The organism is Streptomyces sp. NPDC051364 (assembly GCF_040682115.1).
Classification (GTDB): domain Bacteria; phylum Actinomycetota; class Actinomycetes; order Streptomycetales; family Streptomycetaceae; genus Streptomyces.
Genome location: NZ_JBFBAH010000003.1, coordinates 47,903 through 74,565, shown reverse-complemented (window position 1 = coordinate 74,565; position 26,663 = coordinate 47,903). Strand labels below are relative to the sequence as shown.

At 70.6% G+C, this 26,663-nt stretch carries 26 protein-coding genes and 1 tRNA gene; 15 read left to right on the top strand and 12 right to left on the bottom strand.

The genetic code is table 11. The features are described from left to right. Positions 1–29: 29 nt before the first annotated feature. The gene (aceE, locus tag AB0M76_RS07340) at positions 30–2,762 is read right to left on the bottom strand and encodes a pyruvate dehydrogenase (acetyl-transferring), homodimeric type (RefSeq protein ID WP_365951996.1); all 2,733 of its coding nucleotides are present in this window, start codon (positions 2,760–2,762) and stop codon (positions 30–32) included. 446 nt (positions 2,763–3,208) lie between these two features. On the opposite strand from aceE, the gene AB0M76_RS07335 reads away from it, so the two are divergent. The 6 genes from AB0M76_RS07335 to AB0M76_RS07310 all read left to right on the top strand — a co-directional run bounded on the left by AB0M76_RS07335 (position 3,209) and on the right by AB0M76_RS07310 (position 7,769). Then, positions 3,209–3,634 (top strand): DUF3052 domain-containing protein, encoded by a 426-nt coding sequence (locus AB0M76_RS07335; protein WP_365951995.1) that lies wholly within the window; start codon positions 3,209–3,211, stop codon positions 3,632–3,634. A gap of 150 nt (positions 3,635–3,784) precedes the next feature. Continuing rightward, complete coding sequence (locus tag AB0M76_RS07330; protein ID WP_266633570.1) at positions 3,785–4,243, top strand: peroxiredoxin; 459 nt, start codon at positions 3,785–3,787, stop codon at positions 4,241–4,243. Positions 4,244–4,446: 203 nt separating this feature from the next. Further along, positions 4,447–5,022, top strand: a complete 576-nt coding sequence (locus AB0M76_RS07325; RefSeq protein WP_266667357.1) for a TerD family protein — start codon at positions 4,447–4,449, stop codon at positions 5,020–5,022. Positions 5,023–5,184: 162 nt separating this feature from the next. Then, positions 5,185–5,760: a TerD family protein gene (locus AB0M76_RS07320; RefSeq protein WP_053688414.1), complete on the top strand. Its 576-nt coding sequence runs from the start codon at positions 5,185–5,187 to the stop codon at positions 5,758–5,760. Positions 5,761–5,785: 25 nt separating this feature from the next. Then, entirely contained in the window at positions 5,786–6,901 is a 1,116-nt protein-coding gene (locus AB0M76_RS07315) for a DUF475 domain-containing protein (RefSeq protein ID WP_365951994.1), read from the top strand. Between the two features lie 130 nt (positions 6,902–7,031). Beyond that, positions 7,032–7,769: a Tellurium resistance gene (locus AB0M76_RS07310; protein ID WP_365951993.1), complete on the top strand. Its 738-nt coding sequence runs from the start codon at positions 7,032–7,034 to the stop codon at positions 7,767–7,769. 48 nt (positions 7,770–7,817) lie between these two features. Here AB0M76_RS07310 and AB0M76_RS07305 read toward each other — a convergent pair whose 3' ends face one another. Further along, on the bottom strand, positions 7,818–8,588 hold the full coding sequence (locus AB0M76_RS07305; protein WP_365951992.1) for a TerD family protein: 771 nt from the start codon (positions 8,586–8,588) through the stop codon (positions 7,818–7,820). Positions 8,589–8,782: 194 nt separating this feature from the next. Between AB0M76_RS07305 and AB0M76_RS07300 the strand changes: the two genes are divergently transcribed. From AB0M76_RS07300 to AB0M76_RS07285, 4 genes are all read left to right on the top strand, one after another. Next, complete coding sequence (locus AB0M76_RS07300; RefSeq protein WP_365951991.1) at positions 8,783–9,949, top strand: HpcH/HpaI aldolase/citrate lyase family protein; 1,167 nt, start codon at positions 8,783–8,785, stop codon at positions 9,947–9,949. A 68-nt stretch (positions 9,950–10,017) separates the two neighbouring features. Beyond that, complete coding sequence (locus AB0M76_RS07295) at positions 10,018–12,525, top strand: phosphoribosyltransferase (RefSeq protein WP_365952346.1); 2,508 nt, start codon at positions 10,018–10,020, stop codon at positions 12,523–12,525. Beyond that, complete coding sequence (locus AB0M76_RS07290; protein WP_365951990.1) at positions 12,522–13,376, top strand: HAD family hydrolase; 855 nt, start codon at positions 12,522–12,524, stop codon at positions 13,374–13,376. The genes AB0M76_RS07295 and AB0M76_RS07290 overlap by 4 nt, the downstream gene beginning before the upstream one ends. Beyond that, on the top strand, positions 13,373–14,035 hold the full coding sequence (locus AB0M76_RS07285; RefSeq protein WP_365951989.1) for an O-methyltransferase: 663 nt from the start codon (positions 13,373–13,375) through the stop codon (positions 14,033–14,035). The genes AB0M76_RS07290 and AB0M76_RS07285 overlap by 4 nt, the downstream gene beginning before the upstream one ends. 7 nt (positions 14,036–14,042) lie before the next feature. On the opposite strand, the gene AB0M76_RS07280 is transcribed toward AB0M76_RS07285, so the two are convergent. From AB0M76_RS07280 to AB0M76_RS07270, 3 genes are all read right to left on the bottom strand, one after another. Beyond that, positions 14,043–14,246: a zinc ribbon domain-containing protein gene (locus AB0M76_RS07280; RefSeq protein WP_365951988.1), complete on the bottom strand. Its 204-nt coding sequence runs from the start codon at positions 14,244–14,246 to the stop codon at positions 14,043–14,045. Between the two features lie 61 nt (positions 14,247–14,307). Then, positions 14,308–14,892, bottom strand: a complete 585-nt coding sequence (locus AB0M76_RS07275; RefSeq protein WP_365951987.1) for a DUF4383 domain-containing protein — start codon at positions 14,890–14,892, stop codon at positions 14,308–14,310. Positions 14,893–15,131: 239 nt separating this feature from the next. Further along, entirely contained in the window at positions 15,132–16,376 is a 1,245-nt protein-coding gene (locus AB0M76_RS07270; RefSeq protein WP_365951986.1) for a hypothetical protein, read from the bottom strand. Between the two features lie 105 nt (positions 16,377–16,481). Here AB0M76_RS07270 and AB0M76_RS07265 point away from each other — a divergent pair. After that, positions 16,482–16,556, top strand: a tRNA-Val gene (locus tag AB0M76_RS07265). Positions 16,557–16,744: 188 nt separating this feature from the next. On the opposite strand, the gene AB0M76_RS07260 is transcribed toward AB0M76_RS07265, so the two are convergent. Together AB0M76_RS07260 and AB0M76_RS07255 are read right to left on the bottom strand one after the other, a co-directional pair. After that, a complete protein-coding gene (locus AB0M76_RS07260) occupies positions 16,745–17,338 on the bottom strand; it encodes a hypothetical protein (protein ID WP_365951985.1) in 594 nt (197 codons plus the stop codon). 30 nt (positions 17,339–17,368) lie between these two features. Then, positions 17,369–17,764: a hypothetical protein gene (locus AB0M76_RS07255; RefSeq protein WP_365951984.1), complete on the bottom strand. Its 396-nt coding sequence runs from the start codon at positions 17,762–17,764 to the stop codon at positions 17,369–17,371. Between the two features lie 634 nt (positions 17,765–18,398). Here AB0M76_RS07255 and AB0M76_RS07250 point away from each other — a divergent pair. Together AB0M76_RS07250 and AB0M76_RS07245 are read left to right on the top strand one after the other, a co-directional pair. Next, positions 18,399–19,028, top strand: coding sequence for a hypothetical protein (locus AB0M76_RS07250; protein WP_365951983.1), 630 nt, complete (start codon positions 18,399–18,401; stop codon positions 19,026–19,028). Positions 19,029–19,043: 15 nt separating this feature from the next. Next, positions 19,044–19,274, top strand: coding sequence for a DUF2277 domain-containing protein (locus AB0M76_RS07245; RefSeq protein ID WP_365951982.1), 231 nt, complete (start codon positions 19,044–19,046; stop codon positions 19,272–19,274). Between the two features lie 134 nt (positions 19,275–19,408). Here AB0M76_RS07245 and AB0M76_RS07240 read toward each other — a convergent pair whose 3' ends face one another. The 4 genes from AB0M76_RS07240 to AB0M76_RS07225 all read right to left on the bottom strand — a co-directional run bounded on the left by AB0M76_RS07240 (position 19,409) and on the right by AB0M76_RS07225 (position 23,520). Then, a complete protein-coding gene (locus AB0M76_RS07240) occupies positions 19,409–19,918 on the bottom strand; it encodes a hypothetical protein (protein WP_365951981.1) in 510 nt (169 codons plus the stop codon). 176 nt (positions 19,919–20,094) lie between these two features. Beyond that, the gene (locus AB0M76_RS07235) at positions 20,095–20,715 is read right to left on the bottom strand and encodes a VTT domain-containing protein (protein WP_365951980.1); all 621 of its coding nucleotides are present in this window, start codon (positions 20,713–20,715) and stop codon (positions 20,095–20,097) included. Between the two features lie 300 nt (positions 20,716–21,015). Continuing rightward, positions 21,016–22,683 (bottom strand): alkaline phosphatase D family protein, encoded by a 1,668-nt coding sequence (locus tag AB0M76_RS07230; RefSeq protein ID WP_365951979.1) that lies wholly within the window; start codon positions 22,681–22,683, stop codon positions 21,016–21,018. Between the two features lie 174 nt (positions 22,684–22,857). Next, positions 22,858–23,520 (bottom strand): HNH endonuclease family protein, encoded by a 663-nt coding sequence (locus AB0M76_RS07225; RefSeq protein ID WP_365951978.1) that lies wholly within the window; start codon positions 23,518–23,520, stop codon positions 22,858–22,860. Positions 23,521–24,100: 580 nt separating this feature from the next. On the opposite strand from AB0M76_RS07225, the gene AB0M76_RS07220 reads away from it, so the two are divergent. Together AB0M76_RS07220 and AB0M76_RS07215 are read left to right on the top strand one after the other, a co-directional pair. Then, a complete protein-coding gene (locus AB0M76_RS07220) occupies positions 24,101–24,694 on the top strand; it encodes a TMEM165/GDT1 family protein (protein WP_133898149.1) in 594 nt (197 codons plus the stop codon). A 206-nt stretch (positions 24,695–24,900) separates the two neighbouring features. Continuing rightward, positions 24,901–25,422 carry a DinB family protein gene (locus AB0M76_RS07215; protein WP_365952345.1) on the top strand — a complete coding sequence of 174 codons (522 nt, stop codon included), beginning with the start codon at positions 24,901–24,903 and terminating at the stop codon, positions 25,420–25,422. 498 nt (positions 25,423–25,920) lie between these two features. Here the strand turns inward: AB0M76_RS07215 and AB0M76_RS07210 are convergent, their stop codons facing one another. Continuing rightward, positions 25,921–26,604, bottom strand: a complete 684-nt coding sequence (locus AB0M76_RS07210) for an HAD-IA family hydrolase (protein WP_365951977.1) — start codon at positions 26,602–26,604, stop codon at positions 25,921–25,923. Positions 26,605–26,663 lie beyond the last annotated feature (59 nt).

The following is a 26,663-nucleotide window of genomic DNA, read 5'->3' as shown; positions in this document are numbered from 1 at the left end:
GACCCGCCTTGACGCTCGCCCGCGCAGTGCTACGCGTCGCCGCCCGCCGCGCCCGGGTCGGCCGCCGAGACGTCCAGCAGCCGGTACCGGTCCACGGCCTGCTTCAGCGCGGAACGGTCGATCTTGCCCTCCTTGGCCAGCTCGGTCAGCACCGCCAGCACCACCGACTGCGCGTCGATGTGGAAGAAGCGCCGGGCCGCGCCGCGCGTGTCCGCGAAGCCGAAGCCGTCCGCACCCAGCGAGGTGTACGCGCCGGGCACCCACCGTGAGATCTGGTCCGGGACGGATCGCATCCAGTCCGAGACCGCCACGAACGGCCCCTCCGCACCCGACAGCTTCCGCGTCACGTACGGGACGCGCTGCTCCTCCTCCGGGTGGAGCAGGTTGTGCTCCTCCACCTCGACGGCCTCGCGGCGCAGCTCGTTCCAGGAGGTCGCCGACCAGACGTCCGCCCGGACGTTCCACTCCTCGGCCAGGATCCGCTGGGCCTCCAGCGCCCACGGCACCGCCACGCCCGAGGCCATGATCTGCGCCCCGATGGAGCCCGCCGAGCCCGTGGACACCCGGTGGATGCCCTTGAGGATCCCGTCCACGTCGACACCGGCCGGCTCGGCCGGGTGCTGGATCGGCTCGTTGTAGACGGTCAGGTAGTAGAAGACGTCCTCGGACTCCGGGCCGTACATCCGCCGCAGGCCGTCCTTGACGATGTGCGCGATCTCGTACCCGTACGCCGGGTCGTACGCCACACAGCCCGGGTTCGTCGACGCCAGCAGCTGGGAGTGACCGTCGGCGTGCTGCAGGCCCTCACCCGTCAGGGTGGTCCGGCCGGCGGTCGCACCCAGCACGAAACCGCGCGCCAGCTGATCGGCCATCTGCCAGAACTGGTCACCCGTGCGCTGGAATCCGAACATCGAGTAGAAGACGTAGACCGGGATCAGCGGCTCGCCGTGCGTCGCGTACGCCGAACCCGCGGCGATCAGCGAGGCCGTGCAGCCCGCCTCCGAGATGCCGTCGTGCAGCATCTGGCCGGTCGGCGACTCCTTGTACGCGAGCAGCAGGTCGCGGTCGACCGCCTCGTACTGCTGGCCCAGCGGGTTGTAGATCTTGGCGCTCGGGAAGAACGCGTCCATGCCGAACGTGCGGTACTCGTCCGGGGCGATCAGCACGAAGCGCCTGCCGATCTCCTTGTCCCGCATCAGGTCCTTCAGGATGCGCACGAACGCCATGGTCGTGGCGATCGACTGCTGGCCCGAGCCCTTCCTGGCCGCCGCGTACGCCTTGTCGTCCGGCAGCTGCAGCGGCTTCGCGCGCACCACGCGGGTCGGCACATAGCCGCCCAGCGAGCTGCGGCGGTCGTGCATGTACTGGATCTCCGGCGAACCCGGGCCCGGGTGGTAGTACGGCGGGGCGCCGCCCTCCAGCTGCGCATCCGTGATCGGGATGTGCAGGCGGTCGCGGAAGCGCTTGAGGTCGTCGACCGTCAGCTTCTTCATCTGGTGCGTCGCGTTGCGGCCCTCGAAGTTCGGGCCGAGCGTCCAGCCCTTGACCGTCTGCGCCAGGATCACCGTCGGCTGGCCCTTGTGGGCCTTGGCCGCCGCGTACGCAGCGTAGATCTTCTTGTGGTCGTGGCCGCCGCGGCCCAGGTGCAGCAGCTGCTGGTCGCTCATGTTCTCGACCATCGCCCGCAGCCGCTGGTCGTCGCCGAAGAAGTGGTCGCGGATGTATGCGCCCGTCTCGGTGGCGTACGTCTGGAACTGGCCGTCCGGCGTCGAGTTCATCTTGTTGACCAGGATGCCGTCGCGGTCCTGCGCCAGCAGCGGGTCCCAGGAGCGGTCCCAGATCAGCTTGATGACGTTCCAGCCGGCGCCGCGGAACTGCGACTCCAGCTCCTGGATGATCTTGCCGTTGCCGCGCACCGGGCCGTCGAGCCGCTGCAGGTTGCAGTTCACGACGAAGGTCAGGTTGTCCAGACCCTCGCGCGCCGCGATCGACAGCTGGCCGAGCGACTCCGGCTCGTCCATCTCGCCGTCGCCGAGATACGCCCAAACGTGTGACTTCGAGGTGTCGGCGATCCCGCGCGCCTCCATGTACCGGTTCATCCGGGCCTGGTAGATCGCGCCGAGCGGGCCGAGGCCCATCGAGACGGTCGGGAACTCCCAGAAGTCCGGCATCAGCCGCGGGTGCGGGTAGCTGGACAGGCCGTACGGGGCCTTCGACTTCTCCTGCCGGAACGCGTCGAGCTGCTGCTCGGAGAGTCGGTCCAGGAGGTAGGCGCGCGCGTAGATGCCGGGCGAGGCATGGCCCTGGAAGAAGATCTGGTCGCCGCCGTCGCCCTCGTCCTTGCCCCGGAAGAAGTGGTTGAAGCCCACGTCGTAGAGGGAGGCGGAGGAGGCGAACGTGGCGATGTGGCCGCCGACGCCGATCCCGGGACGCTGGGCGCGCGAGACCATGACGGCCGCGTTCCACCGGGTGGCGTTCAGGACCTTGCGCTCGATCTCCTCGTTGCCGGGGAAGAACGGCTCGTCCTTGGTGGCGATCGTGTTGACGTAGTCCGAGCTGCGCATCTCGGGCACGGCCACGCGCTTCTCGCGGGCCCGCTCGATCAGCCGCAGCATCAGGTAGCGGGCGCGCTCACGGCCCCGCTCGTCGACGGCGGCGTCCAGGGAGTCGAGCCACTCCTGCGTCTCCTCCGGATCGAAGTCCGGGACCTGGCTCGGCAGGCCGCCAATGATGATCGGATTGCGATCGGATGCGGAAGCCACGCTGTTCCTTCGCTGTCAGGGGAGTCGTGCCATGGGGTTTCGCCGCCTCCCATCGTCTTACTCTCGGTCGGAATCGTCACCTGTACCACTGGGTAATCACCGGAGTCCGCGGCGATTCGGGGCGCAGTCGGCGGCCGGTCCGGCCATACCGCAACCCTACGCCCAAGATGATCAGAGGGTTCGTAAGCCCGTTCGTCCCTCAAACAGGTAGGAAAGCCGTTAGCGTCGCCGATGATGTCGAATGAGCTGGAATGGTGTGGGATGAATCACCAGACGTCCGCGCGGGAAGGCTGAAAGTTGCGGCGAGACGGCCGTAATCGTCACCGTTTCGACGGTCTCGGCGGCCGGGTACTTGCGCGATCCGCCGCGCCCGTGTGGACTACGCCCAATGCTGCGCGTACGCGCGCCGCCGAAGACATTCACCGAACATGAGCAGGAGGCACCCCGTGAGCGCGACCGCGGACCACGCGGAGAGCCTGGCCGCCCGGCTGGGTTTCCAGTCCGAACAGGTGGTCCAGGAGATCGGCTACGACGAGGACGTCGATCAGGAATTCCGTGAAACCGTCGAGAAGCTCGTGAGCGACCTCGCCGACGAGGACTACGACGACGTCGCCGACGCGGTGTTGCTGTGGTTCCGCGACGAGGACGGCGATCTGACGGACACCCTGGTCGATGCGACCGAGCTGGTCGAGGACGGCGCACTGATCCTGCTGCTGACCCCCAAGACGGGCCGTGACGGCTACGTCGAGGCCAGCGACATCAGCGAGGCCGCCGAGACCGCCGGCCTCTCCCTCGCCAAGGGTCTGCCCGTCGGCAAGGAGTGGACCTCCACCAAGCTGGTGACGCCGAAGGCCGCCAAGTCCAAGCGCTGAGCCGCGCCCCGCAGCCAAGCGGACACGCACCCCGTCGGCCGGATTCCAACCCGGTCGGCGGGGTGCGTGCGTTCCGGGCACCTGATCCCCATAGGCTGGACCCACCCGAACAGCCCAATGCAGGGATGCAGGAACGAAGGGATGCGACAGATGGCGATCGAGGTCGGCAGCAAGGCCCCGGACTTCGAGCTCAAGGACAACCACGGCGCGACCGTGCGGCTCTCCGACTTCCGGGGGGAGAAGGCCGTGGTGCTGCTCTTCTACCCGTTCGCCTTCACGGGGGTCTGCACCGGCGAGCTGTGCGAGCTGCGCGACCAGCTGCCGCGGTTCCAGAACGAGGACGTCCAGCTCCTCGCGGTCTCCAACGACTCCGTGCCGACCCTGCGGGTCTTCGGCGAGCAGGAGAACCTGGACTACCCGCTGCTGTCGGACTTCTGGCCGCACGGCGAGACCTCCCGCGCGTACGGCGTCTTCGACGAGCAGAAGGGCTGCGCGGTCCGCGGCACCTTCATCATCGACAAGGACGGCATCGTGCGCTGGACGGTCGTCAACGGGCTGCCCGACGCGCGTGACCTGAACGAGTACATCAAGGCCCTCGACAGCCTCTGAGCCGGCCTCCGAGCCAGGCTCCGAGTCGGCCTCCGAGCCCCGTCGGGGACCTCGGGCACTTGGTGCACTTCCAGCGGGTTCCGGCATCTGTTCACCGGGAAAGACGCCGGCAGGCGGGAACCCGTCACTAGGATCGAAACGTTGATCCCGGTAGAAACCGCACGACGGGGCACCGCCCCACACATGAACCCAATGGAGGACCCGTGGGAGTCAGCCTCAGCAAGGGCGGAAACGTCTCGCTGACCAAGGCCGCGCCGAATCTGACGGCGGTCATCGTCGGTCTGGGCTGGGACGCTCGCACCACCACCGGCGTCGACTTCGACCTCGACGCCAGCGCGATCCTGACCAACGACCAGGGCAAGGTCGCCAGCGACTCGAACTTCGTGTTCTTCAACAACCTGAAGAGCCCGGACGGCTCGGTCGAGCACACCGGTGACAACACCACCGGTGAGGGCGAGGGCGACGACGAGGCCATCAAGGTGAATCTGGCCGGCGTCCCGGCCGATGTAGCCAAGATCGTCTTCCCGGTCTCGATCTACGAGGCCGAGAGCCGCCAGCAGAGTTTCGGGCAGGTCCGCAACGCGTACATCCGCGTGGTGAACCAGGCCGACAACTCCGAGCTCGCCCGCTACGACCTCTCCGAGGACGCGTCGACCGAGACCGCCATGGTCTTCGGCGAGCTGTACCGCAACGGTGCGGAGTGGAAGTTCCGCGCCATCGGCCAGGGCTACGCCTCCGGCCTGCGCGGCATCGCCCAGGACTTCGGCGTCAACGTCTGAGCCGAGCCTGCCAGCAGTCACCCGTCCGGCGCCGTGCACTGTGTGTACGGCGCCGGACGTGCTTTGCAGCGATCCACCGGCCGAGATCACCGGCCGGGATTCACCACCGGCCCGCCACGCGGGCGCGCCGCGATCACCACGTCGTCCGGGGAGGACCACAACATGGGCGTCACACTCGCCAAGGGGGGCAACGTCTCCCTCTCCAAGGCCGCACCGAACCTCACCCGGGTCCTGGTCGGTCTCGGTTGGGACGCGCGCTCGACCACGGGGGCCGATTTCGACCTCGACGCCAGCGCGCTGCTGTGCCGCGACGGCCGGGTCCTGGGGGACGCGTACTTCGTCTTCTACAACAATCTGAAAAGCCCCGAGGGGTCCGTCGAACACACGGGGGACAACCTCACCGGCGAGGGTGAGGGCGACGACGAATCGATCATCATCGACCTGACCAAGGTGCCGGTCGAGGTCGACAAGATCGTCTTCCCGGTCTCGATCCACGAGGCGGAGGCCCGCCGTCAGAGCTTCGGCCAGGTCAGCAACGCCTTCATTCGTGTGGTGAACGAATCGGACGGCCAGGAGCTGGCCCGTTACGACCTCACCGAGGACGCCTCCAGCGAGACCGCGATGATCTTCGGCGAGGTCTACCGGTACGGCGGCGAATGGAAGTTCCGAGCGGTGGGGCAGGGGTACGCGTCGGGGCTCCGGGGCATCGCTCTAGACTTCGGGGTCAACGTTTCGTAAAGCCGTACAAGACGATGGGGTGCCAGTGGTTCTCAAAACCTTCGGCTGGTCGTTCGCAGTCACTGCGCTCGGTCTGGTCGCAGCGGTGTTCTACGGGGGGTGGACCGGATTCGGGATCGTCGCGATCCTGTCCATCCTTGAGATCTCGCTGTCCTTCGACAATGCGGTGGTCAACGCCGGAATCCTGAAGAAGATGAATGCCTTCTGGCAGAAGATCTTCCTCACGGTCGGCGTGCTGATCGCCGTGTTCGGCATGCGCCTGGTCTTCCCCGTCGTGATCGTCGCGATCACCGCAGGCATCGGCCCCATCGAGGCCGTCGACCTGGCGCTGAACGACAAGGAGATGTACGAGCAGCTGGTCACGGACGCCCACCCGGCGATCGCGGCCTTCGGCGGCATGTTCCTGCTGATGATCTTCCTCGACTTCATCTTCGAGGACCGGGACATCAAGTGGCTCGCGTGGCTCGAGCGCCCGCTGGCCAAGCTCGGCAAGATCGACATGCTCTCGGCGTGCATCGCGCTGATCGCCCTGCTGATCACGTCCATGACCTTCGCCGCCAACGCCCACCAGCACGGCGGGGCCCACGTGGACAAGGCGCAGACCGTCCTGGTCTCCGGCATCGCCGGCCTGATCACGTACATGATCGTCGGTGGTCTCTCCGGCTACTTCGAGAACCGCCTCGAAGAAGAGGAAGAGGCCGAGCACGAGGCCGAGGAAGCGGCCAAGAAGAGCGGCAAGCCCGTCACGGCCGTCGCCATGGCCGGCAAGGCCGCGTTCTTCATGTTCCTCTACCTCGAAGTCCTCGACGCCTCCTTCTCCTTCGACGGGGTCATCGGCGCCTTCGCCATCACCAACGACATCGTGCTGATGGCCCTCGGCCTCGGCATCGGTGCCATGTACGTCCGGTCGCTCACGGTCTACCTGGTCCGCCAGGGCACCCTCGACGACTACGTCTACCTGGAGCACGGCGCGCACTACGCCATCGGCGCGCTCGCCGTGATCCTGCTCGTCACCATCCAGTACGAGATCCACGAGGTCATCACCGGTCTCGTCGGCGTGCTGCTCATCGCCTGGTCCTTCTGGTCCTCGGTGCGCCGCAACAAGCGGTTGGAACTGGAGGGTTCCGCCGCCGAGGCATGATCACGGCGGTAATGCGGAACGCTCCATCTGCGGGGCGGCCGGGCTGGTCTGCGGACCTTCCGGCCGCCCCGTCCGCGTAGGCCGCGCAGTCCGCAAAGCGCTGTCCGCACAGCATGAGGGGGGTAGGGGAATGGGATTCTTCGACGGGATCAGGGGCAGCCGGGCCCTGCAGTTCGACTCGGGCGGCGCCTCGGCGGCGATCGAGCTGACGAAGCGGCATCCGACGGTGTCGCTCACCAAACAGGGGGCGGTCCACGGCAACCTCCGGGTCAACCTGTCCTGGCGCATGCGCAGCTCGGACATCGGCGGCCGCGGCGGCGAGGGCAGCCGGCTTCTGCGCCACCCGTTCAAGCTGTTCAAGCCCGACATGGTGCAGGCGCACACCCAGGGCATGGTCAACGTCGACCTGGACCTCGGCTGCCTCTACGAGCTGGCCGACGGAACCCGGGGCGTCGTCCAGCCGCTGGGCAACCTCCACGGCGACATCAACAGCCCGCCGTACGTGAAGCTCAGCGGCGACGACCGGTTCGGGGCGCCCTCCGGGGAGACGGTCTTCGTCAACCTCGACCACGCCGAAGAGATCAAGCGGCTGCTGGTGTTCGTCTACATCTACGACCAGACCCCGGCCTTCGACCGGACGCACGCCATGGTCACCCTGTACCCGATCAACGGGCCGCGGATCGAGATCCCGTTGGAGGAGCGGCAGCCGCAGGCCCGCTCCTGCGCGGTGCTCACCCTGGAGCACGTCAAGGGCGAGCTGATCGTGCGGCGCGAGGTGAAGTTCGTGTACGGGTTCCAGGCCGAGCTGGACCGGCTGTACGGGTGGGGCCTGCAGTGGGGGCGGGGCTACAAGAGCGCCAAGGCCTGACCGGGACCTGACCGGGACCCTGGGCGGGGGCCCCGGTCAGGCGGGGTGTCAGCGGCGGATGAACTGCGGGCCCTGCACCGGCAGCCGGAACGTCGGGTCGCCGCCCGGTACCGGCACCGGGGCCGGGGACACCGGCTGCGGGTACCCGTACGCCGGCTGCGCGGCCGGCGGGGCCTGCGTCAGCGGCGCCGGCGGGGTCGGCGGGCGCATCGCGGCCGTCTGCTCGGCGGTCGGCCCGGCGGCAGGGGCGGCCCCGGACGAGGCCTCGGCGGCGTTCTCGTCGACGGAGATCCCGTGGTCGGTCGCCAGCCCGACGAGGCCGTTCGAGTAGCCCTCGCCGAGTGCGCGGAACTTCCACCCGTCGCCGCGGCGGTACAGCTCCCCGCAGATCAGGGCCGTCTCGGCGCCGGTCTCGGGCCGTACGTCGAAGTAGGCCAGCGGCTCGGAGCCGCCGGTCGCCGTGGCGTCGTACAGCAGGATCCGCAGGTCCCGGACCTGCTCGAACGGCACGTCCTCGGCCGAGGCCACCACCAGGATCCGGTCCACGACCGGCGGCACCGCACGCAGGTCCGCCTGCACGGCGTCGGTGATCCCGTCGCCGAGCTGCTTCTTGCCGAGCCGCCAGACGGATCCCGAGGGGTGCCGGGGCTGGTTGTAGAACACGAAGTCCTCGTCCGAGCGCACCCGCCCGTCCGGGCCCACGAGCAGCGCCGAGGCGTCGACGTCCGGCACCTCGGGGCCGCCGGTCCAGCGCAGCACCGCCCGGACCGCCACGGCGGTCACCGGGATGTTCGAGCCCTTCTGCATCGCGTGCGTCATGCCCGTCATCCTGCCCTCCCGGGGCGGCGCGGAACAACGCGGCCCCCCGCAGGGCCTTGTCCCGGACGAAAGACCTGGGCATGGTGCAAGAGGGTTACCTGAACTTCATGTGCTTGAGGAACTCTTGACTCATATTCGTACGTACTATTACCGGCCATGCCAGTTGGGCCGCCGAGGCAGTACGGGGGAAGCACATGCGTCACTTTGGGCACGTATCGCCCACCGTCCGTAAGGACCTCTTCCACCAGGAGCCGGCCGAGTTCACCTCCGCCTCGCCCGCCCGCATTCTCGCCGCCGCCCTCGGCGCCACCCTCTACAGCCCCGCCACCCGCCCCCACCTCGCCGGGGACGTCCACAAGCAGGCCGGCCGCGGAGTCGTCTCCATGGTCCTCTGCCTGGAGGATTCCATCAGCGACGCCGAGGTCACGGACGCCGAGGACAACCTCGTCCGGCAGTTCGCCGCCCTCGACGCCGACGGCGGGGAGCTCCCGCTCCTCTTCATCCGGGTCCGCACCCCCGAGCAGATACCCGACCTCGTGCACCGCCTCGGCGGCTCCGCACGAAGACTGGCCGGATTCGTACTCCCCAAATTCACCGAGAAGCGCGGAACGGCCTTTCTCGACGCCGTCGCCCAGGCCGAGGCGGAAAGCGGACACCACCCGCTGTACGCAATGCCCGTCCTGGAGACCCCCGACCTCCTCCACCTCGAAACCCGCGTCGAAGCCCTCGCCGGCATCTCCCGCACCGTGAACCGGTACCGCGACCGCGTCCTGGCCCTGCGCCTCGGCGTCACCGACTTCTGCTCGGTCTACGGACTGCGCCGCACCCCGGACATGACCGCCTACGACGTCCAGATCGTCGCCGGAGTGATCGCCGACGTGGTGAACGTGCTCAGCCGCGCCGACGGCACCGGCTTCACGGTGACCGGACCCGTCTGGGAGTACTTCCGCAGCCAGCAGCGCCTCTTCAAGCCCCAGCTGCGCCGCAGCCCCTTCCTCCAGGAAGGCGCCGAGGAACTGCGCACCACCCTCATCGAGCACGACCTCGACGGGCTGCTGCGCGAGATCGAACTCGACCGGGCCAACGGACTCCTCGGCAAGACCTGCATCCACCCCGCCCACGTCACACCCGTCCACGCACTGTCGGTGGTCTCCCACGAGGAGTTCAGCGACGCCCAGGACATCCTGCGCCCCGAGCGCGGCGGCGGCGGAGTCATGCGCTCCGCCTACACGAACAAGATGAACGAAGTGAAGCCCCACCGGGCCTGGGCCGAACGCACCATGCTGCGCGCCGAGGTCTTCGGTGTGGCGAAGGAGGAGGTCGGCTTCGTCGACCTGCTCACGGCCGGGCTTCAGGTGTGAGCCCGCCCTTGAGTCCCTCGAACACGTTGAACAGCTTGAACAGGTCGAACACGGAGAGAGGCAAGACGATCGACGCGGTGTGGTCGGGAACCTGGGTCGCGGACCGGCTGGGCGTACGCCTGGAGGAGGCCGGCGACCCGGGGTCGCCACGGCTGGACGAGCTGCTCGGGCTGGCGCTGCGGCGCAACCCGAAGCGGGCCCACCTGCTGGTCTCGCAGGTGCTGGGCAAGCACGTCCCGCAGTCCCCGGAGGCCGTTTACGCCGCCGGACACGGACTCGGCGAGCGGGTCCGCGCCCTGCTGGGCGACGATGCCGCCTCCGCGGTGGTCCTCGGGTACGCAGAGACCGCGACCGGGCTGGGCCACTGCGTGGCCGACGGCCTCGGCGCGGCCCCCTGCCTGCACTCCACCCGCCGCCCCGTGCCGGGCGTGGAGCCCGCCGGCGGGTTCGAGGAGGCCCACTCGCACGCCACCTCACACCTGCTGCTGCCGGAGGACCCGAAGCTGCTGGCCGGCAGCGGGCCGCTGGTCCTCGTCGACGACGAGTTCTCCACCGGCAACACGGTCCTGAACACCATCCGCGATCTGCACGCCCGCCACCCCCGCGGGCACTACGTGGTCGTCGCCCTCGTCGACATGCGCTCCCCGGCTGACCGCGACCGGCTCACCGCCTTCGCCGCCGAGCTCGGCGCGCGGGTCGACCTGATAGCCCTGGCCTCCGGCACGGTGCACCTCCCGGAGGGGGTCCTGGCCAAGGGACAGGCGCTGGTCGAGGAGTACGAGGAGCAGGGCGCGGGCTCTTCCACGGCCGGTACGGGCTCTTCCACGGCCGTTGCGGCCGCTACGGCTTCGGCCGCCGCTCCGGTCGGGCGTGTCGTGCTGGACTGGCCCGACGGGGTCCCCGACGGCGGCCGGCACGGGTTCACCCCCGAGCACCGGGCCCGGCTCGAGGCGGCCCTGCCCGCGCTGGCCCGGCAGCTCGCCGGCGCACTCGGAGCCGAGCCCGGGAGGGTCCTCGTACTCGGCAACGAGGAGCTGATGTACGCGCCGCTGCGCCTCGCGCGGGCCCTGGAGGAGTCGGGTGCCGCGGCCGAGGTCCGGTTCTCGACCACCACCCGCTCGCCCGTGCTCGCCGTCGACGACCCCGGCTACGCCATCCGCACCCGGCTCGTCTTCCCCGCCCACGACTGCCCCGCCGACGGGCCCGGCGACCGGTACGCCTACAACGTCGCGGGCGCCGGCTTCGACACCGTCGTCGCCGTAGTCGACACCCACGGGGACACCGGTGCGCTGCACGCCCCCGACGGGCTCCTCGCCCGCCTTGCCCCGCACACCGGCCGGGTCCTGCTCGCGGTGGTCCCCTCGTACACCCCCGACGTTTCCTCCGACCGGCGGGAGCCGATCATGCCCGAGCCGATCCTGCCCGAGCCCCTGCGCGGACCCGCCTTCTCCTCGTACGCCGCCGAGGACTGCGGCTGGCTGCTCCAGGACCTCTCCGACGTGGCGCTCGAGGCCCCGACCGAGGAGCGCGAGGAGGCCATCCAGGCGGGCGGCGCGCACTACGCCGAATCGCTGCCCGTCGAGTACCAGCCGTCCCCCCAGTACCAGGAGCTGTACCGGAGCGCGCTGGCCGCGTCCGCCGCCCGCATAGCCCGGGCCGTCGGCACGGTCACCGAGACGGTCCTCGCCGAGCGGTCCCCCTCCCCGGTCCTCGTCTCGCTCGCCCGCGCCGGCACCCCCGTCGGCGTCCTCATGCGCCGCTGGGCCCAGGCCCGGCACGGCCTGGACCTGCCGCACTACGCCGTCTCCATCGTGCGCGGCCGCGGCATCGACCCCAACGCACTGCGCTGGCTGGCCGCCCACCACAACCCCGCCGACGTGGTCTTCGTGGACGGCTGGACGGGCAAGGGCGCCATCACGCGCGAACTGGCGGCGGCGCTCGCGGCCCATGGGAAGGAAGTAGGGGGCCCGGGCTTCGATCCGGAGATCGTGGTCCTCGCCGACCCCGGCTCCTGCGTGCGCACGTACGGCACCCGCGAGGACTTCCTGATCCCCTCCGCCTGCCTCAATTCCACCGTGTCCGGACTGATCTCGCGTACGGTGCTCAGGTCCGACCTGGTCGGGCCCGCCGACTTCCACGGCGCGAAGTTCTACCGCGAGCTCGCCGGAGCCGATGTCTCCACCGGCTTCATCGACGCCGTCTCCGCCAGCTTCGACGAGGTGGCCGAGGCCGTCGACGCCGAGGTCAAGGAGCTCCTCGCCGCCGACCGCACGCCCACCTGGGAGGGCTGGGCGGCGGTCGAGCGGATCAGCGAGGAGTACGGCATCCACGACGTGAACCTGGTCAAGCCCGGCGTCGGCGAGACGACGCGGGTACTGCTGCGGCGCGTGCCGTGGAAGATCCTGGCGCAGCGCGGCGCCGGGGCCGACCTGGACCACGTACGGCTGCTCGCCGAGCAGCGGGGCGTGCCGGTGGAAGAGGTCGACGGGCTCCCTTACACGTGTGTAGGACTCATCCATCCCCGGTTCACGCGCGGCGCCACGGGCGCCGACGGAAAGGCTGTGGCCTCCAAGTGACTGTCCTGGTAGCCAGTGATCTCGACCGCACGCTCATCTACTCGGCGGCCGCGCTCGGCCTGACCATGCCCGACCCGGTGGCCCCGCGGCTGCTGTGCGTCGAGGTGCACGAGAGCAAGCCGCTGTCGTTCATGACGGAGACGGCTGCGGCGCTGCTGGCCGAGCTGACCGCCGATCCCGCGGTGGTGTTCGTCCCGACCACGACCCGTACGCGCAAGCAGTACCAGCGCATCCGCTTCCCCGGGCGCCCGGCGTCGTACGCGATCTGCGCCAACGGCGGGCAGCTGCTCGTCGACGGCGTCCCGGACCGGGACTGGCGGCGCCAGGTGGCCGCGCGGCTGGCCGAGGAGTGCGCCCCGCTGGAAGAGGTACACGGGCACCTGCTGGCCACGGCGGACCCGGCGTGGCTGCGCAAGGCTCGGGTCGCGGAGGACCTGTTCGCGTACCTGGTCGTCGAACGCGCCCTGGTCCCGGAAGAGTGGGTCAAGGCGCTGACGGAATGGGCCGACGGCCGCGGCTGGACGGTCTCCCTCCAGGGCCGCAAGATCTACGCCGTGCCGCGCCCGCTGACGAAGAGCGCGGCCATGCACGAGGTGGCCCGCCGTACCGGCGCGTCCACGGCCCTCGCCGCCGGCGACTCCCTGCTGGACGCGGACCTGCTGCTGGCGGCGGACGCGTCCTGGCGCCCGGGCCACGGCGAGCTGGCCGACGCGGGCTGGACCGCGCCGACGGTCACGCCCCTGGCCACGGCGGGCGTCCTGGCGGGCGAGGAAATCCTGCGCGCATTCGCCCGGGCGGTCGCCCGGGAGGGTGTCCGCCCGGGCGGCGAAGTCGGCACACTGGGCGCATGACCAAGGGCAACAGCACCAAGATCACCGACGAGCTGTACCGCTACATGCTCGACCACAACCCCCCGCTGGACGAGATCCAGCGGGGGCTGGTGGCGACGACGTACGAGAAGTTCCCGGACGTGGCCGGCATGCAGTCGGCGGAGGAGCAGGGCCCGCTGCTGGCCTTCCTGGTCCGGCTGACGGGCGCCCGGCACATCGTCGAGATCGGCACCTTCACCGGCTTCTCGACCCTGTCGATGGCGCAGGCACTGCCTGCGGACGGCACGCTCGTCGCCTGCGACGTCTCGGAGGAGTGGACCGCGTACGGCCGCGAGGCCTGGGAGGCGGCGGGCGTCGCCGACCGGATCGACCTGCGGATCGCCCCGGCGCTGGACACCCTGCGCGCCATGCCGCAGGAGCCGCACATCGACATGGCGTACGTGGACGCGGACAAGGAAAGCCAGATCGCGTACTGGGAGGAGCTCGTTCCGCGGCTGCGCCCGGGCGGGCTGATCGTCACGGACAACACGCTGTTCCACGGCACGGTCCTGGACGAATCGGTCAAGGGCTCGGCGGCGGGCGTGCGCGCCTACAACGACCACGTCGCGGCCGACTCCCGCATGGAGTCGGTCCTGCTGGCGATCTCGGACGGCATCACCCTGTCGCGCAAGCGCCGGTAGCGCCGGGTCAGCAGCAGCCCCCACCACCGCAGCAGCCTCCGCCGGACGGGGCGGGGGCGCTGCTGGTCCCGCCCACGGCGACGGCGGACAGCAGCTTGACGGTGTCGGCGTGCCCGGCCGGGCAGTCGGCGGGAGCGGACGACTCGGCCATGGGCCGGCTGAGCTCAAAGGTGTCGTCGCAGGTCCGGCAGCGGAATTCGTAACGAGGCATGGCCCAAGGCTACAGAGCGGGATGCCCCCGCCACAGCCTCAGAGCCGGCCCCGCCGCAGTCTCAGAGCCCGTGCAGGACGGCGGCGCGTGCCCGGTCCTCCCGTGCGGCCTGCTCGGGGTTGCGGGCGCGCCAGTACGGATTGTCGTGCGGCAGGGCGCTGCCCACCCGCCCGTACATCCCGAACCACATCAGCATCACGCCGACGATGAAGCTGAACAGCACGTTCTGGATCCGGAAGGCCAGGAAGTTCAGGCCGGTGTCCAGCAGGGCCAGGTTCACGAACCCGCTGGCGATGAAAGCCAGCCCCAGCACGATGTTGAGGGTGGAGGCGAAGTTCCCGCCGATCACCATCCCGACGAAGAGCAGCAGCCCGATGCAGATCGACAGGACGCTCAGCGCGCCGTTGGTGTTCAGCGCGAGCACCCGGTCGCCGCCGGTGTCGAAGAACCCGATCTGGTCGATGAGCCCGAGGATCCCGAAGACGACCAGCAGCAGACCCGTCAGGCCCGCGCCCACCCGGTACACCTTGCTGAGCTTGTGGTCGGAAGGCAGGTGCTCGTCGAGCCGGGCATTGACGGGATGCGCGACGCGCCGCACCAGGTAGGGGACGTGCGGTGCGGGGAGCTCGATCGGCGCATGGGACACGTATGGCGCGTAGTGCTCATGGGGCTCGTGACACCCGTAGGCCGCATGCGGTGCGGTCACGGGGGGTGCGCTCGCGCCGGGTGCGCCGGACGCACGAGACGTATGCGAAATGTGGGCAGCCATCACGCCCTCCTAGGCTCTGTTCCAGCCACCTTCCAGCATCCGCCCATGCCCACCCCGCGACAAGCGCGGGCCACCCCGCGAGAAGCGCGGGCCTCAGCCGCCCCCGCGGGCCGACCTCAGCCGCTCCCGCGCCCGCCGCGGATATCGGAGACGACCCGCCCCACATCTCCCCGCACCTGCTCCATCTCCTGAAGGAAATGCCAGTAGTCGGGATGCCGCTCCTCCAGCGCGGCGAGCGCCCGCTCCATCCGGGCCACCGACTCGTCCAGCGGCCGCGCATGCCGAGGATCGGGCACACTGCGGCCCTCCATCGCCAGCCGCTGCGCATCCCGGATCGCGAAGCGGGTCCGCTGCACCTCCGCCTGCGGGTCCCGCGCCACCGCCTCCAGCCGCGTCAGCCGGTCCTGCGCGGCCGACACCGCCTCGTCGGTCGCATCCAGCGCACCCCGGACCGACTCGACCAGCGCCCCGACGTCCGCCCAGCGCTGCTCCTCCCGCGCCCGCGCGGCCTCCGTCAGCTGCTCCTCGGCCCGCGCCACGTCCCGTACGGCCTGGTCGGGCACCTGCTGCAGGTCCTGCCAGCACGCGGCACTGAACCGCCGGCGCAGCTCACTGAGGACCGGATCCACCCGGTCCGCCCGGTTGCGCAGCGCCTGCGCCCGGGTCCGCAGGCTGACCAGGCGCCGGTCGATCTCCGCAGCACGCTCCGGGAGCCGCGCCACCTCGGCCCGTATCGCCTCCGCGTCACGCAGGATCCGGTCCGCGCGCTGGACGGTCTCCTGCACCCCGTGCTGCGCGGCGCCCTGGTTCAGCAGGGTCAGCTCCGGCCCCAGCGCGGCCAGCCGCGCCGCGAACTCGTCGGCCCGCATCCCCTTGCCGCGTACGTCGTCCAGCGCCGTGCTCGCCGCGAGCAGCGCGGCCCTGGCCCGCTCCCGGGCGGGCGCCACCCGCGCCAGCTGCGTCTCGGCCTTGTCCAGCAGCGGCTGCAGCCCCAGCGCAAATCGGTCCAGCTCGCCCTTGACCCGTACGAGCTCGTCCCGCGCCCGCGTCAGCTGCTCCCGCGCCCGCGCGGCGACGGACCCTTCGAGATCGACGCGATCCAGGTCGTGCGCATCCACAGCCTCGATGTACACGTGACTGACCTGGTCGATCCGCTGCCCGAGCGCGGCGAACCCCTCCCCGGCCTGCCGGGCGGCGGGCGACCCGTCGGCGGCCGCGATGGTCTCCATGGAAATCCGCAGATCCCGCTGTGCGGTATCCAGCTCGTAGAACGCGGCCGCGGCGGCATCCTTCGCCGCCTGCGCATCCGCCCGCCGACTCTCGTCCCGCCCGCCGAACCACCGCCGGGATGCCGTCGTCACAATCCCTCTCCCGTACCGCCTCCGCCATGCCCCGGTCCATTCTCTCCCACGGATGCGGGTTTGCGTGGGGGGTCTGCCTGCCATGTAGGCTGTCCACTCATCCACGGGTGTGTAGCTCAGGGGTAGAGCGCTGCTCTTACAAAGCAGATGTCGGCGGTTCGAAACCGTCCACGCCCACCAGCACGAAGGCCCCCAACCGATCACGGTTGGGGGCCTTTGGCATCTCGTTACGGCGATCTGCGGGTGCCGAGGATCTCCATCACGCGGTCCAGACCGTCGCCCACATGCACAATCACGCCCTTGCGTCATGAGCAGAAGAGCCCGCCACCCGCACTGACCTGACCGCACTCAGCCTTGTGCAGCACCCTTCAGGAGCAGCCGGGTACGGTGCTGGGGCTACCACAGTTGTTGGGCTGGTTGCCGGTGACGGGACTGGCGCTCCGCGTCACCGTGCCGCTGGCTCTGAAGATGCCGCCACCGTTTGCACCCGTTCCCAGCGCGCGGTTGTTGGTCACCGAGCTACCGGTGAGAGTCACCGTGCCGGAGGTATTGAAGTTGCCGCCACCGCGGGAGTTCGTGCCGTTGGCAGTGTTGTCGGTGACCGGGCTGTTGTAGAGCTGCACCGCGCCGGCAACGTTATAGATGCCGCCGCCTTGCGCATTGGTACCGGTGTCGGTGTTGCCCGTGACCTGGCTTCTGTAGAGCGTCATGGTTCCGGCTTGCGCGATGCCGCCTCCCTGCCCGTTGTTACCGGTGACGTCGTTGCCGGTGACTGGGGTGTAGTTCAGCGTCACCGTCGTGCCGACGGCGGCGGCGATCCCGCCGGCCAGGCTGGTTGCATGGTTGCCGGCGATCCTGCTTCCGTCGACGGTCACCGTGCCGGAACCTCCGAATGGGCTGACGAACACGGCCCCGCCGGCACTCGCCGTGTTGTTGGAGAGCGTGCTCCTGTTGAGGCTCACCGAGCCATTGTCGTTATCGATGGCCCCACCCTAGGTGTCGGCGGTGTTGGTGGTGAGGGTGGTGTTGTCCAGCGTCAGTGCGGGACCGGCGCCGCTGAGCCAGACGGCACCGCCCCGGCCGTTGCCAAGGCCAGAGGACGCGTGACCGTTGCTGAGGGTCAGGGTGTTGAGAGTGAGGTTTCCAATGGGGCCGTCGATTTCGAAGAAGCGGAAATTCGCCGCGGTTGCGGCTCGGGTGATGGTGTCGCCGTTTCCGTTGATCGTCACGTTATTCGTGATGACCGGCAGTCCGTTGTCGTCGTTGGGCGGTGTGGCGTCGGTGAGGGTGTAGGTGCAGCCGGGCCTGAGGTTGACCGTGCCGCCTACTGTGGCGACAGCGCCGATCGCGGCTTGCAGGTCGCTCTCACTGCAGCTGGTCAGGTTCACAATCAGTGCCCGGCTGGTGGCACGAGTGGTGCTGCTTGCCTCGGCGGAGGGGGTGCCGGGCACTGGTTTGGTAGGCGCCGTGGCCGACTACGGTACGCCGAGTAGGTCCGGACCCGGTGTGTCGGCTTGTGCGGTAGCGGGCGGCGCAACGGCGCCAAAGGCGGCGAGGGTGAGTCCCATGAGAACGGGGGCGGTACGAGAGATGCTCCGACGCATCGGGGCTCCTTCGGCGGATCGCGAGTCGTTCCCGTGAGTGATACGGGAATATCAACGGAAATGATTTATGTCGGATAAATCAGTGGGAAGGCAACACACCCAGCTACGATCACAGTTCAACCGAGAGGCCCTCACCTGAATGGCCGCCGGTGATGTTTCGAAACTTCTGGCCGCTCCGCTCGGTGAAATGTGGATCACGCTGAAGGCCGTCGACGAGCTGGCGCGGCAGATTTCCGGGGAACCCGGCAAGCGCCTTCCTGACGTCCGTACGTCACATCAACGACGGCAGTTCCCTTCGACCGGCCGGTCCGTGCGGAGCCCGGTGTGGTCGCGCCGGCGAAGTCACCTGCCCTCACTGCACAGTTCACTGCCGCGGGAGTCTTGACGGCCCGTCGAGGGCCCGTGCGATCGTCGGGGGATGGGTGAGTGGGTGGTGGGGGGTGTCGGGCTGCTGGCGGTCGTGGCCGGCGGCGTGGCGTACGTCGTACTGGACCGCATGGCCAGGGAAGGGTTCGAGCGGCGGCGGGATGATGAGCGGGCGCGGTTGATGGCGCGGGTGGCGGAGCCTGCGGCGGTCGTCGGGGATCCCAAGTACGCCGATGTCGGGGGGATACCGGCCGGGCGGGAGGGGCACGGGGACGCCGAATTCACGTCCGTGCTCGTGGAGTACTACGCGTACGGGCTGACGCAGGCGCGCAGCAGCTTCGCCACCAGCCAGCGGTTCGCCGGGGCCGGCGCCGCCATACTGCTGCTCGGGGTGGCCCTGGCAGTGTGGAAGGCCGAGAGCAGTGGGGATCTGTACCTCGGCGTGGTGATGAGCTCGGTCGGCGTCGTCGTCACGCTCGTCGGGCAGCTGTTTCACCGGCGGGCCGACATCGCGCTCAAGCACATGGCCGATCAGACCGCCTCCCTGCGGGAGGACCGGCGGGCCGCCGCCGCCATGCAGCAGGCCGTCGAGCTGCTCGATGAGGTCACGGATCCTGTATTGAGGGCGCGACTGCAAGCCGGTTTGATCATGAAACTGTCCGGGGCCGAGCTGCCGCAGTAGCGGGATAGTGGGGGTATGTGCCGTTCCATTAAGACCCTGCGCCCGCCCGCCATCCCCGAGAAGGCCACCGAGGAGGAGATCCGCGCCGCCGCGCTGCAGTACGTACGGAAGGTGTCCGGGTTCCGGGCGCCCGCCGCGCACAATCAGGAGGTCTTCGAGGCCGCCGTGGAGGCGATTGCCGAGGCGACGCGGGACCTGCTGGACGGGCTGCAGGTCAGGGGCGCGGTGGCAGCCACCATCGCCTAGGTTCGCCCCGCCCCGTGGTTGTCGTACGGGGCAGCGCCGAGTACGGCTTGCCCGTGCGGGTCCCGTACGGACGACTCGGCGGGCGCCGGCGGCAGTGGCATCGTGGGCTCGGGGCTGCGTCGCCCCGACCGGGGTCACGACATGCGGGAGCGGCGGCGCAGTACCCAGATGCCGGTGCCGAGCGCGCCTGCGGCCATCGCGGCGCCCAGGGCGATCCGGCCGGGGCTCACGGCGCCGATGCTGCCGCCCAGCCCGCCGCGGGCCGCGCCCGTCGTGACCTGGAGGGAGACGGTGACGCGCTGGCCACCGGCGCCGCCGCACTCGAAGGTGACGGAGTGCGCGCCGGTGTTGGCGTTGCTGAAGACGGTGGCGTTGCCGAAGAGGTTCGTGGCCTCGAGGTTGCCCGGCGTCAGACGTACGTCGCCGAAGGCGCTGGACGAGGCAAGGCCGGTCTTGGTCCCGCAGCCGGTGACGTTCAGGCTGACCCGCCCGCCGGGGGCGACGGCGGTGGGGGAGACGCCGGCGGAGGGGGAGGCGGCGTAGGCGACCGTGAGGGGAGTGGCCGCGGCGAGGACGAGGGTCGCGGCCGCGACCCTTGCAAGGAGGCGGTGGTTCGGCAGCTGGGCGAGCGGCTTGGCGGGCATGGAGAGAACTCCTCGGGCTCCTCGAAACGGCACGGCCAGGCCACGGATGTGACGCGGATTCGGTTGCGCACCGTGATGTGGACGCTAGGAGCCCGGGCCCGGGGCGGCGATCGGGGCCGGGTGAACGGGTGAGCCGCTGCTCCGCCCGGGGGAATCGGGTACGAGCGGGCTGCGGGCTATGCCGGTGTCGGGGCGGGGCGCCGGACGACGAAGGCCGCCAGGGCCCCCGCGGCGAAGAGGGCGATCACGGAGACCGCCGTGCCGAGCCAGGCGGCGCCGAGCCACTGGGTGCCGAAGTAGCCCAGAGCCACGCTGTACCCGGCCCAGGCCATGCCGGCCAGGACCGACCAGGGCAGGAACTCCATGGCCTTGCGGTGGGTCTTGCCCGCGCCCAGGGACACCACCGAGCGGCCGGCCGGCGCGAAGCGGGCGATCACCACAAGGGCGCCGCCGCCGCGGGCCAGGGCCGTGCCCAGGCGTTCCTGGGCCCGGGTGAGGCGGCGGGACCGGGCGATGACGCGGTCCAGCCGGGCCCCGCCGCGGCGGGCCAGCCGGAACGCGGCCATGTCACCCAGTACCGACGAGGTCGTGGCGATCACCAGCAGCGCCAGGATGTCCGGCACCTGTGCCGGAACCGGCACCGGCCCGGCCGCCCCGGCGGCTGCCGCAGCCGCCGCAGCGGTGATCACCAGAACCCCGCTCGGCAGTACCGGCAGGAAGACGTCGAGCACGACGGACAGCGCCACCACGGCGTAGATCCATGGGCTCGTGGTCAGCGACCCCAGAGTCTCAAACAAAGCGGGACTCCCCAGTCCGATTGACGTGCTTCGGCGTGAAGCGCCGCGACGTCGCGGGGGAGCGGCAGGGGCGGCTTGACAGCCATACAGCGTACGCCTGGCGTTGGTGCGCCGTACGCCCGGGGGCTTCCCGGGCCCACGGTGTGTCAGCCCCGTCTGTCCTTCTCGGGCAGTGAGTTGCGGTGTGCGGCTTTCGCGCCTGTTGTGCCGTCAGCGTGGTCCGTGCGGTCCGTGTGGTTCGTGCAGTCCGGTGCGGCTGCGCTGGCGGTTCCGGTCGTGCCGACCGGCCCCCTGCCTTATTCAGTCCGCCGCCGTCAGCTCTCGGTCCAGGACCGTCACCAGCCGGGCCCGCTGCTGTCCCTTCCGGGCCTTGTGCGCCTGGTCCAGCCGCAGCCGGGCAGACCGGCCCGCCAGCGTCAGCGTCATCAGCTGGTTCCCGAACCACGGCCCACCCGTACGACGCCAGCTCAGCGGCGGACGCCCCGTCCGCCCGTGCCGCGAGAACCCGCGCCCCATCCACCGCCCCGCCCGTGACCAGCCCAGCCGGAAGCCCCACTTCACCACGGTGTGGATCGAGTTGTGCACCGGCGAGCACGTCAACTGGAACACCCGCGCCGTACTGGGTATTCGGGGCTCGGCCACGTACGCGTGATGCACGTCCCCGGAGAGCACGCACACCGTCGCCGGCGCCCGCGGCCCCGTCCCGACCTCCTCGATCAGATCGCTGAGCGCCGAGAACGAGGCCGGGAACGCCGCCCAATGCTCCAGATCGCTGCGCCGCCGCAGATCCTCCCCGATCCGCGCCCACCGCGGCCCCCGCTCACCGCGGCACAGCGCGGCATTCCACACCTCCGCGTCGTGTATCAGCGGCGGCATCAGCCACGGCAGTGACGACCCTATGAGGAGGTGGTCGTAACCGCCGTGCCCGGCGAGGGCGTTGTCGCGGAGCCACTGCTGCTCCGCCGGATCGAGCATGGCCCGCCCGTCCTCCGCGAGCACCCGCGCCGCCCGCGTGTCCACCATCAGCAGCCGCGACCGGCCGAAGTCGCGCCGGTAGCTCCAGCGCACCGAGCCCGGATCGGCATCCGCCGCGGCGGCGAAGGCCCGCAGTGCATCCGTGCCGTCCGGGGTCTTTCGTACGGCCTCGTACAGCGGGTCGGCCACGAGCTCGGCCGGCGAGAGATTGCCCAGGTGCTGGTACACCCAGTACGACATCAGCCCGCTGAGCACCCGCTCCTGCCACCACGGCGTCGCCCGCATCTCCGCCAGCCAGGCCGCGCTGGTGTTCCAGTCGTCCACGACATCGTGGTCGTCGAATATCTGCAGGCTGGGGACGGTGGAGAGCAGCCAGCGGATCTCCGGGTCGAGCCAGGACTCGTAGTACAGCCGCGTGCACTCCTCGTAGTCCGCGACCTGCGCGCCGGGCGCATCCCGCAGGTCCCGACGGGCCGCGATCCACTGTCTGGTCTCCCGGGACAGCTGGTCCGCGTACACCTGGTCGCCCAGCAGGAGCAGCACATCCGGCCGTACCTCGTCCGGATCGGCGGCCAGCCGCGCCGCGAGGGTGTCGAGGGCATCCGGACCGTGCGGCCCGTGCCGGCCGGCCGGCGGCGCAGCCTGTCGGCACGACCCGAACGTCACCCGCAGCCCGGGGGCCGGCCGCCCGGCTGCCGTGACGGCGGGCGTGGTGATCGTGCTCGGCGGAAAGGCCGTCCCCGCCGGCGGCCAGACCTGCGCGCCGTCGAGCAGCACCTCGTACGCCGTGGTGCTCCCCGGGGTCAGGCCGGTCACCGGCACCAGGGCGTAGTGGTGCCCGGCGACCTGGAAGGTACGCACGCTGCCGCCGGCCCCGTCGGCGCAGCGCACTTCGGCCGTGCACGGGCGGTCGGCCTCGACCCATATCGTGGCCGAACCGCCCGCGTCCCAGTCGACATAGCGAAGCAGCGGCCCCAGACGCAATCCGGCCATGCAACTCCCCCTCCTCCGTAGCCCTTTCGATCACGGTACGACGGGGAGGGGGAGCGTGGCCTCCCCCTGGCGGGGGAAAGGCCGGGTGATTGGTCGGCGGCGGGGTCGGCAGCCGGTCGGGTGGCCGGTTCGGCCTCCGGTCGGATTCCGGTTCGGCCCGGCCCCGTCGGCGGATCAGCAGCCGTTGAGGATGTTCACCAGGGCCGTCTTCTCGCCGGAGTCCATGCTCAGAGCCCAGTACTGCTTCACCTGGACCCACATGCGGGCGTACGTGCAGCGGTAGGCGGTCCGCGGCGGCAGCCACTTGCCCGGGTCGAGGTCGCCCTTGGCCTGGTTGACGTTGTCGGTGACCGCGATGAGCTGCGGGCGGGTGAGGTCGTTGGCGAACTGCTGGCGCTTGGGGGTGGTCCAGGAGCTGGCCCCGGAGCGCCAGGCCTCGGCGAGCGGGACGACGTGGTCGATGTCGAGGTCGCCGGCGGCGGTCCAGGTGGCGCCGTCGTACTCGGAGTACCAGCTGCCGCTCACGGAGGCGCAGGCCGAGTCGGTGACGACGTTGACGCCGTCGCGCTTGAGGACCGTCTCGCGGGTGTTGCAGGTTCCGGAGACGGTGCTCCAGTGCGGGAAGAGGCTGCGGCTGTAGCCGCTGAGGGAGCCCTCGGTCTGCGGGGTGACCGTGGCGAGGTAGGAGCGGGCGGCCGCGGCGCTGATGGGGGTGGGCGGGGCGGCCTGGGCGACGGGCGCGTTCACGAGGGAGGTGAGGGCGGCGAGCGTGGCTGCTGACGCGAGCACGCCGGCTCGACGCGCGTAGACAGTGGATATGAGGGTTTTGAGGGCCATGAGGGGCTCCCTGGGTGGGGGGGGTGTGGCCGGTCAGCCCCGGAGGGGCGCGGCCATGGTGGCGGCGCCAGATTGCGTGGCGGCGGGCGCAAGGTTACAGGCTTGCGACATGAGCACGTCAGGTGTGTGTGCGGACAACTCCCCGGGATTAAGCGGAAGTTGTGCTTCCGGGCGGGAAGTGGGGTGGAGGTGGGGCAGTTGTGGCCGGGTGTGCTGCCGGGTGTGCTGTCGAGCGGGTGGGCCGGATGCGGCGAGCGGGGCGGAGCCGAGAGGGGACCAAGGGCCTATTTCGGGCGGCGGGGGCCGTCGCGTATTCTGTGGGGAGCAGAAGGGGAGTAGCTCTTCGCCGGACCGTCGACATACTGCTGGGTCACCCCAGCCGGCGCCCGGAGGCAGGCCGCACGCAGCGGCCGGCCAGCGAGACCTTCGGCCGCAGTGCCCTGTTCCTGTTCATCTGCACCCGTCCACACACGGGTGCGTGGACGCAGTCAGGGCGCCGCCGAGCCGAAGCGACCCCTGAAACACCCCAGGTCTCTCGGTACCGATGGCGTCCTGCCCGACCGATTGAGGTTCCGCCCCCGTGTTCAGCAGCACCTTCAGCATCACCGTCACGGCGATCGCCTTCGGAGTCGTCTTCCTCGCGGAGCTCCCCGACAAGACGGCCCTCGCCGGCCTGATGCTCGGCACCCGCTACCGCGCCTCGTACGTCTTCGCCGGCGTCGCCGCCGCCTTCGCCGTACACGTCGCACTCGCCATCGCCGCAGGCAGCGTGCTCACCCTGCTCCCGCACCGGCTCGTCCAGGCCGTCGTCGGAGTCCTCTTCCTCGCGGGCGCGGCCATGCTGCTCCTGAAGAAGAGCGACGGAGACGAGGAGGTCAAGGCGCCTGCCGACCAGTCCTTCTGGAAGGTCTCCGGTGCCGGATTCATGCTGATCCTGGTGGCCGAGTTCGGTGACCTGACCCAGATCATGACCGCCAACCTCGCCGCCCGCTACGACAACCCCGTCTCGGTCGGTATCGGCGCGGTCCTCGCCCTGTGGGCGGTCGCGGGCATCGGAATCCTGGGCGGGAAGACCCTCATGAAGTACGTGCCGCTGCGCCTGATCACGAAGGTCGCGGCGGGCGTGATGGCGGCGCTGGCCGCGTTCTCGCTGTACGAAGCCATCGCGGGCTGAGGGGGGTGCTGAGGGGGGTGCGGACGGAGGTGTGTACGCGGGTGCGGACAGGGCGCGGGGATATCCCGTTGCGGGAGGCGGACGCACGGGGCACGCTCGCGGGCGTGATCGACAGCACTGACTCCGCGTCCGCGCCCGGGCTTGTACCTGTACCGCCGACGGCCGGTCGGGAGCCCGAACCCGACCGACGCTTCGGCTGGTCCAACATGTTCGTCCACCCCGACGAGGACACCCGCACCGATGGCGGCTTCCAGGGCGAACGCGCCGTCCTCGCCGGTTACCTGCGCGACCAGAGGCTGACGCTGGAGCTGAAGTGCGCCGGACTCGGCGCCGAGGCGATGGCCCGCCGCTCGGTGGAGCCGTCGAACCTCTCCCTGCTGGGGCTCGTACGGCACCTGGCGGGGGTGGAGCAGCACTGGTTCCGCCAGGTGATGGCGGGCGAGGACGTACGGCGGCACTACCGCTCGGCGGAGGATCCGGCGGCGGACTTCACGGAGGCGGTGGCCGACCCGGCGGTGGTCGCGGACGCGTGGGCCACCTGGCGGGCCGAGGTCGCCTTCGCGGAACAGCTGGTGGCCGAAGCCCCGGACCTGGGTGTTGTGGGCGACGGCGGCGGACAGCCGATGGAGCTCCGCGAGGTCCTGGTCCACATGATCGAGGAATACGCCCGCCACAACGGACATGCCGATTTCCTGCGCGAGCGGATCGACGGGCGGGTGGGGCAATAGGGGGGTGGGTGGTTGGGGGGCTGCGCGGTACGTGGTACGGCGGGGTCTGGCGTGCTCGGCGTGAGCAAGCCGGTCAGGGTCTCGGCGGGCGGGGGTTCCGGCCGGACCGCACCGGAAGGACAGTGGACTGGCGGGACGCCCCCGGGCGCTCTCCCGACGCCGAGTGCGCGGACCCCGGCCCGGGCGTCCCGGCCGGCCCTTGCAACGCGGAGTGTGCGGACCTCGAACCGGAGGTCCCGGCCGGGACCTCCGATGTGGAGTGCAAGGACCCTGCCCCGGATCTTCCGGCCGGCCATCCCGGCGCGGAATGTGCGGAGCTCGCCCCGGAGGTCCGGGCTGGCCTGCCCGGCCCGGATTACATGCACCCCGGCCCTGCAGGCCCCGCCGGCTTTCCACGCGGCGTACGCGGACCGACCCCCGAAGCCCCCACCGGCTTCTCCGTCGCCGGGTCAGCGGCTCGCGCCGACCCCGAACGCCGACCCCGACGCCGAGCCCGGCTCAGGCCTCCGGCGTCAGCGTCAGGTGGATCGAGCCGTCCGGGGTGGTGGTCACGCAGACCGAGGTGAGGTCGGGGACGTGGGCCGTCGGGGCGTGGGCCGCGGCCCGGGGGCCTATGCCGATCACGCGCATGCCCGCAGCCAGGCCCGCGGCGATGCCTGCTGCGGAGTCCTCGAAGACGATGCAGTCCGCGGGGTCCATACCCAGTTCGGCGGCGCCCTTGAGGAAGCCCTCGGGGTCGGGCTTGCTGGCCTGGACCGACTCGGCCGTGACCCGTACCTCGGGCATCGGCAGGGCGGCGGCGGTCATCCGGGCCGTGGCCAGGGCCGCGTCGGCGGAGGTGACCAGGGCGTGCGGCAGTCCGTCGATCGCCGCCATGAACTCCGCGGCTCCGCCGACCGGGACCACGCCGACGGTGTCGGCGGTCTCGCGGGCGAGCATCACGGTGTTCTCGGCGTAATTGAGCTCCATCGGGCGCTCTGGCAGGAGGATGGCCATCGTGGCGTAGCCCTGGCGGCCGTGGACCACCTTGAGGGCCTCCTGCGGATCCAGCCCGTGGGACACCGCCCAGTCGCGCCAGCAGCGCTCGACCACCGCGTCGGAGTGGACGATGGTGCCGTCCATGTCCAGGAGCAGGGCCTTGGCGGTGAGGACGACGGGTGCGGTGGTGGTGCTGGCCGACATCGGCGGTGCTCCAGACGGGGCGGGAAAGAGAACAAGCGGTTCCGCCCACCGGTCAGGGA

What these genes read in the sequence shown, in the direction of transcription:
- AB0M76_RS07330 (WP_266633570.1), top strand. Translation starts at nt 3,785, where the DNA reads ATGGCGATCGAGGTCGGCAGCAAGGCCCCGGACTTCGAGCTCAAGGAC.
- AB0M76_RS07320 (WP_053688414.1), top strand. Translation starts at nt 5,185, where the DNA reads ATGGGCGTCACACTCGCCAAGGGGGGCAACGTCTCCCTCTCCAAGGCC.
- AB0M76_RS07310 (WP_365951993.1), top strand. Translation starts at nt 7,032, where the DNA reads ATGGGATTCTTCGACGGGATCAGGGGCAGCCGGGCCCTGCAGTTCGAC.
- AB0M76_RS07305 (WP_365951992.1), bottom strand. Translation starts at nt 8,588, where the DNA reads ATGACGCACGCGATGCAGAAGGGCTCGAACATCCCGGTGACCGCCGTG.
- AB0M76_RS07300 (WP_365951991.1), top strand. Translation starts at nt 8,783, where the DNA reads ATGCGTCACTTTGGGCACGTATCGCCCACCGTCCGTAAGGACCTCTTC.
- AB0M76_RS07285 (WP_365951989.1), top strand. Translation starts at nt 13,373, where the DNA reads ATGACCAAGGGCAACAGCACCAAGATCACCGACGAGCTGTACCGCTAC.
- AB0M76_RS07280 (WP_365951988.1), bottom strand. Translation starts at nt 14,246, where the DNA reads ATGCCTCGTTACGAATTCCGCTGCCGGACCTGCGACGACACCTTTGAG.
- AB0M76_RS07250 (WP_365951983.1), top strand. Translation starts at nt 18,399, where the DNA reads ATGGGTGAGTGGGTGGTGGGGGGTGTCGGGCTGCTGGCGGTCGTGGCC.
- AB0M76_RS07245 (WP_365951982.1), top strand. Translation starts at nt 19,044, where the DNA reads ATGTGCCGTTCCATTAAGACCCTGCGCCCGCCCGCCATCCCCGAGAAG.
- AB0M76_RS07240 (WP_365951981.1), bottom strand. Translation starts at nt 19,918, where the DNA reads ATGCCCGCCAAGCCGCTCGCCCAGCTGCCGAACCACCGCCTCCTTGCA.
- AB0M76_RS07230 (WP_365951979.1), bottom strand. Translation starts at nt 22,683, where the DNA reads ATGGCCGGATTGCGTCTGGGGCCGCTGCTTCGCTATGTCGACTGGGAC.
- AB0M76_RS07225 (WP_365951978.1), bottom strand. Translation starts at nt 23,520, where the DNA reads ATGGCCCTCAAAACCCTCATATCCACTGTCTACGCGCGTCGAGCCGGC.
- AB0M76_RS07215 (WP_365952345.1), top strand. Translation starts at nt 24,901, where the DNA reads ATGTTCGTCCACCCCGACGAGGACACCCGCACCGATGGCGGCTTCCAG.
- AB0M76_RS07210 (WP_365951977.1), bottom strand. Translation starts at nt 26,604, where the DNA reads ATGTCGGCCAGCACCACCACCGCACCCGTCGTCCTCACCGCCAAGGCC.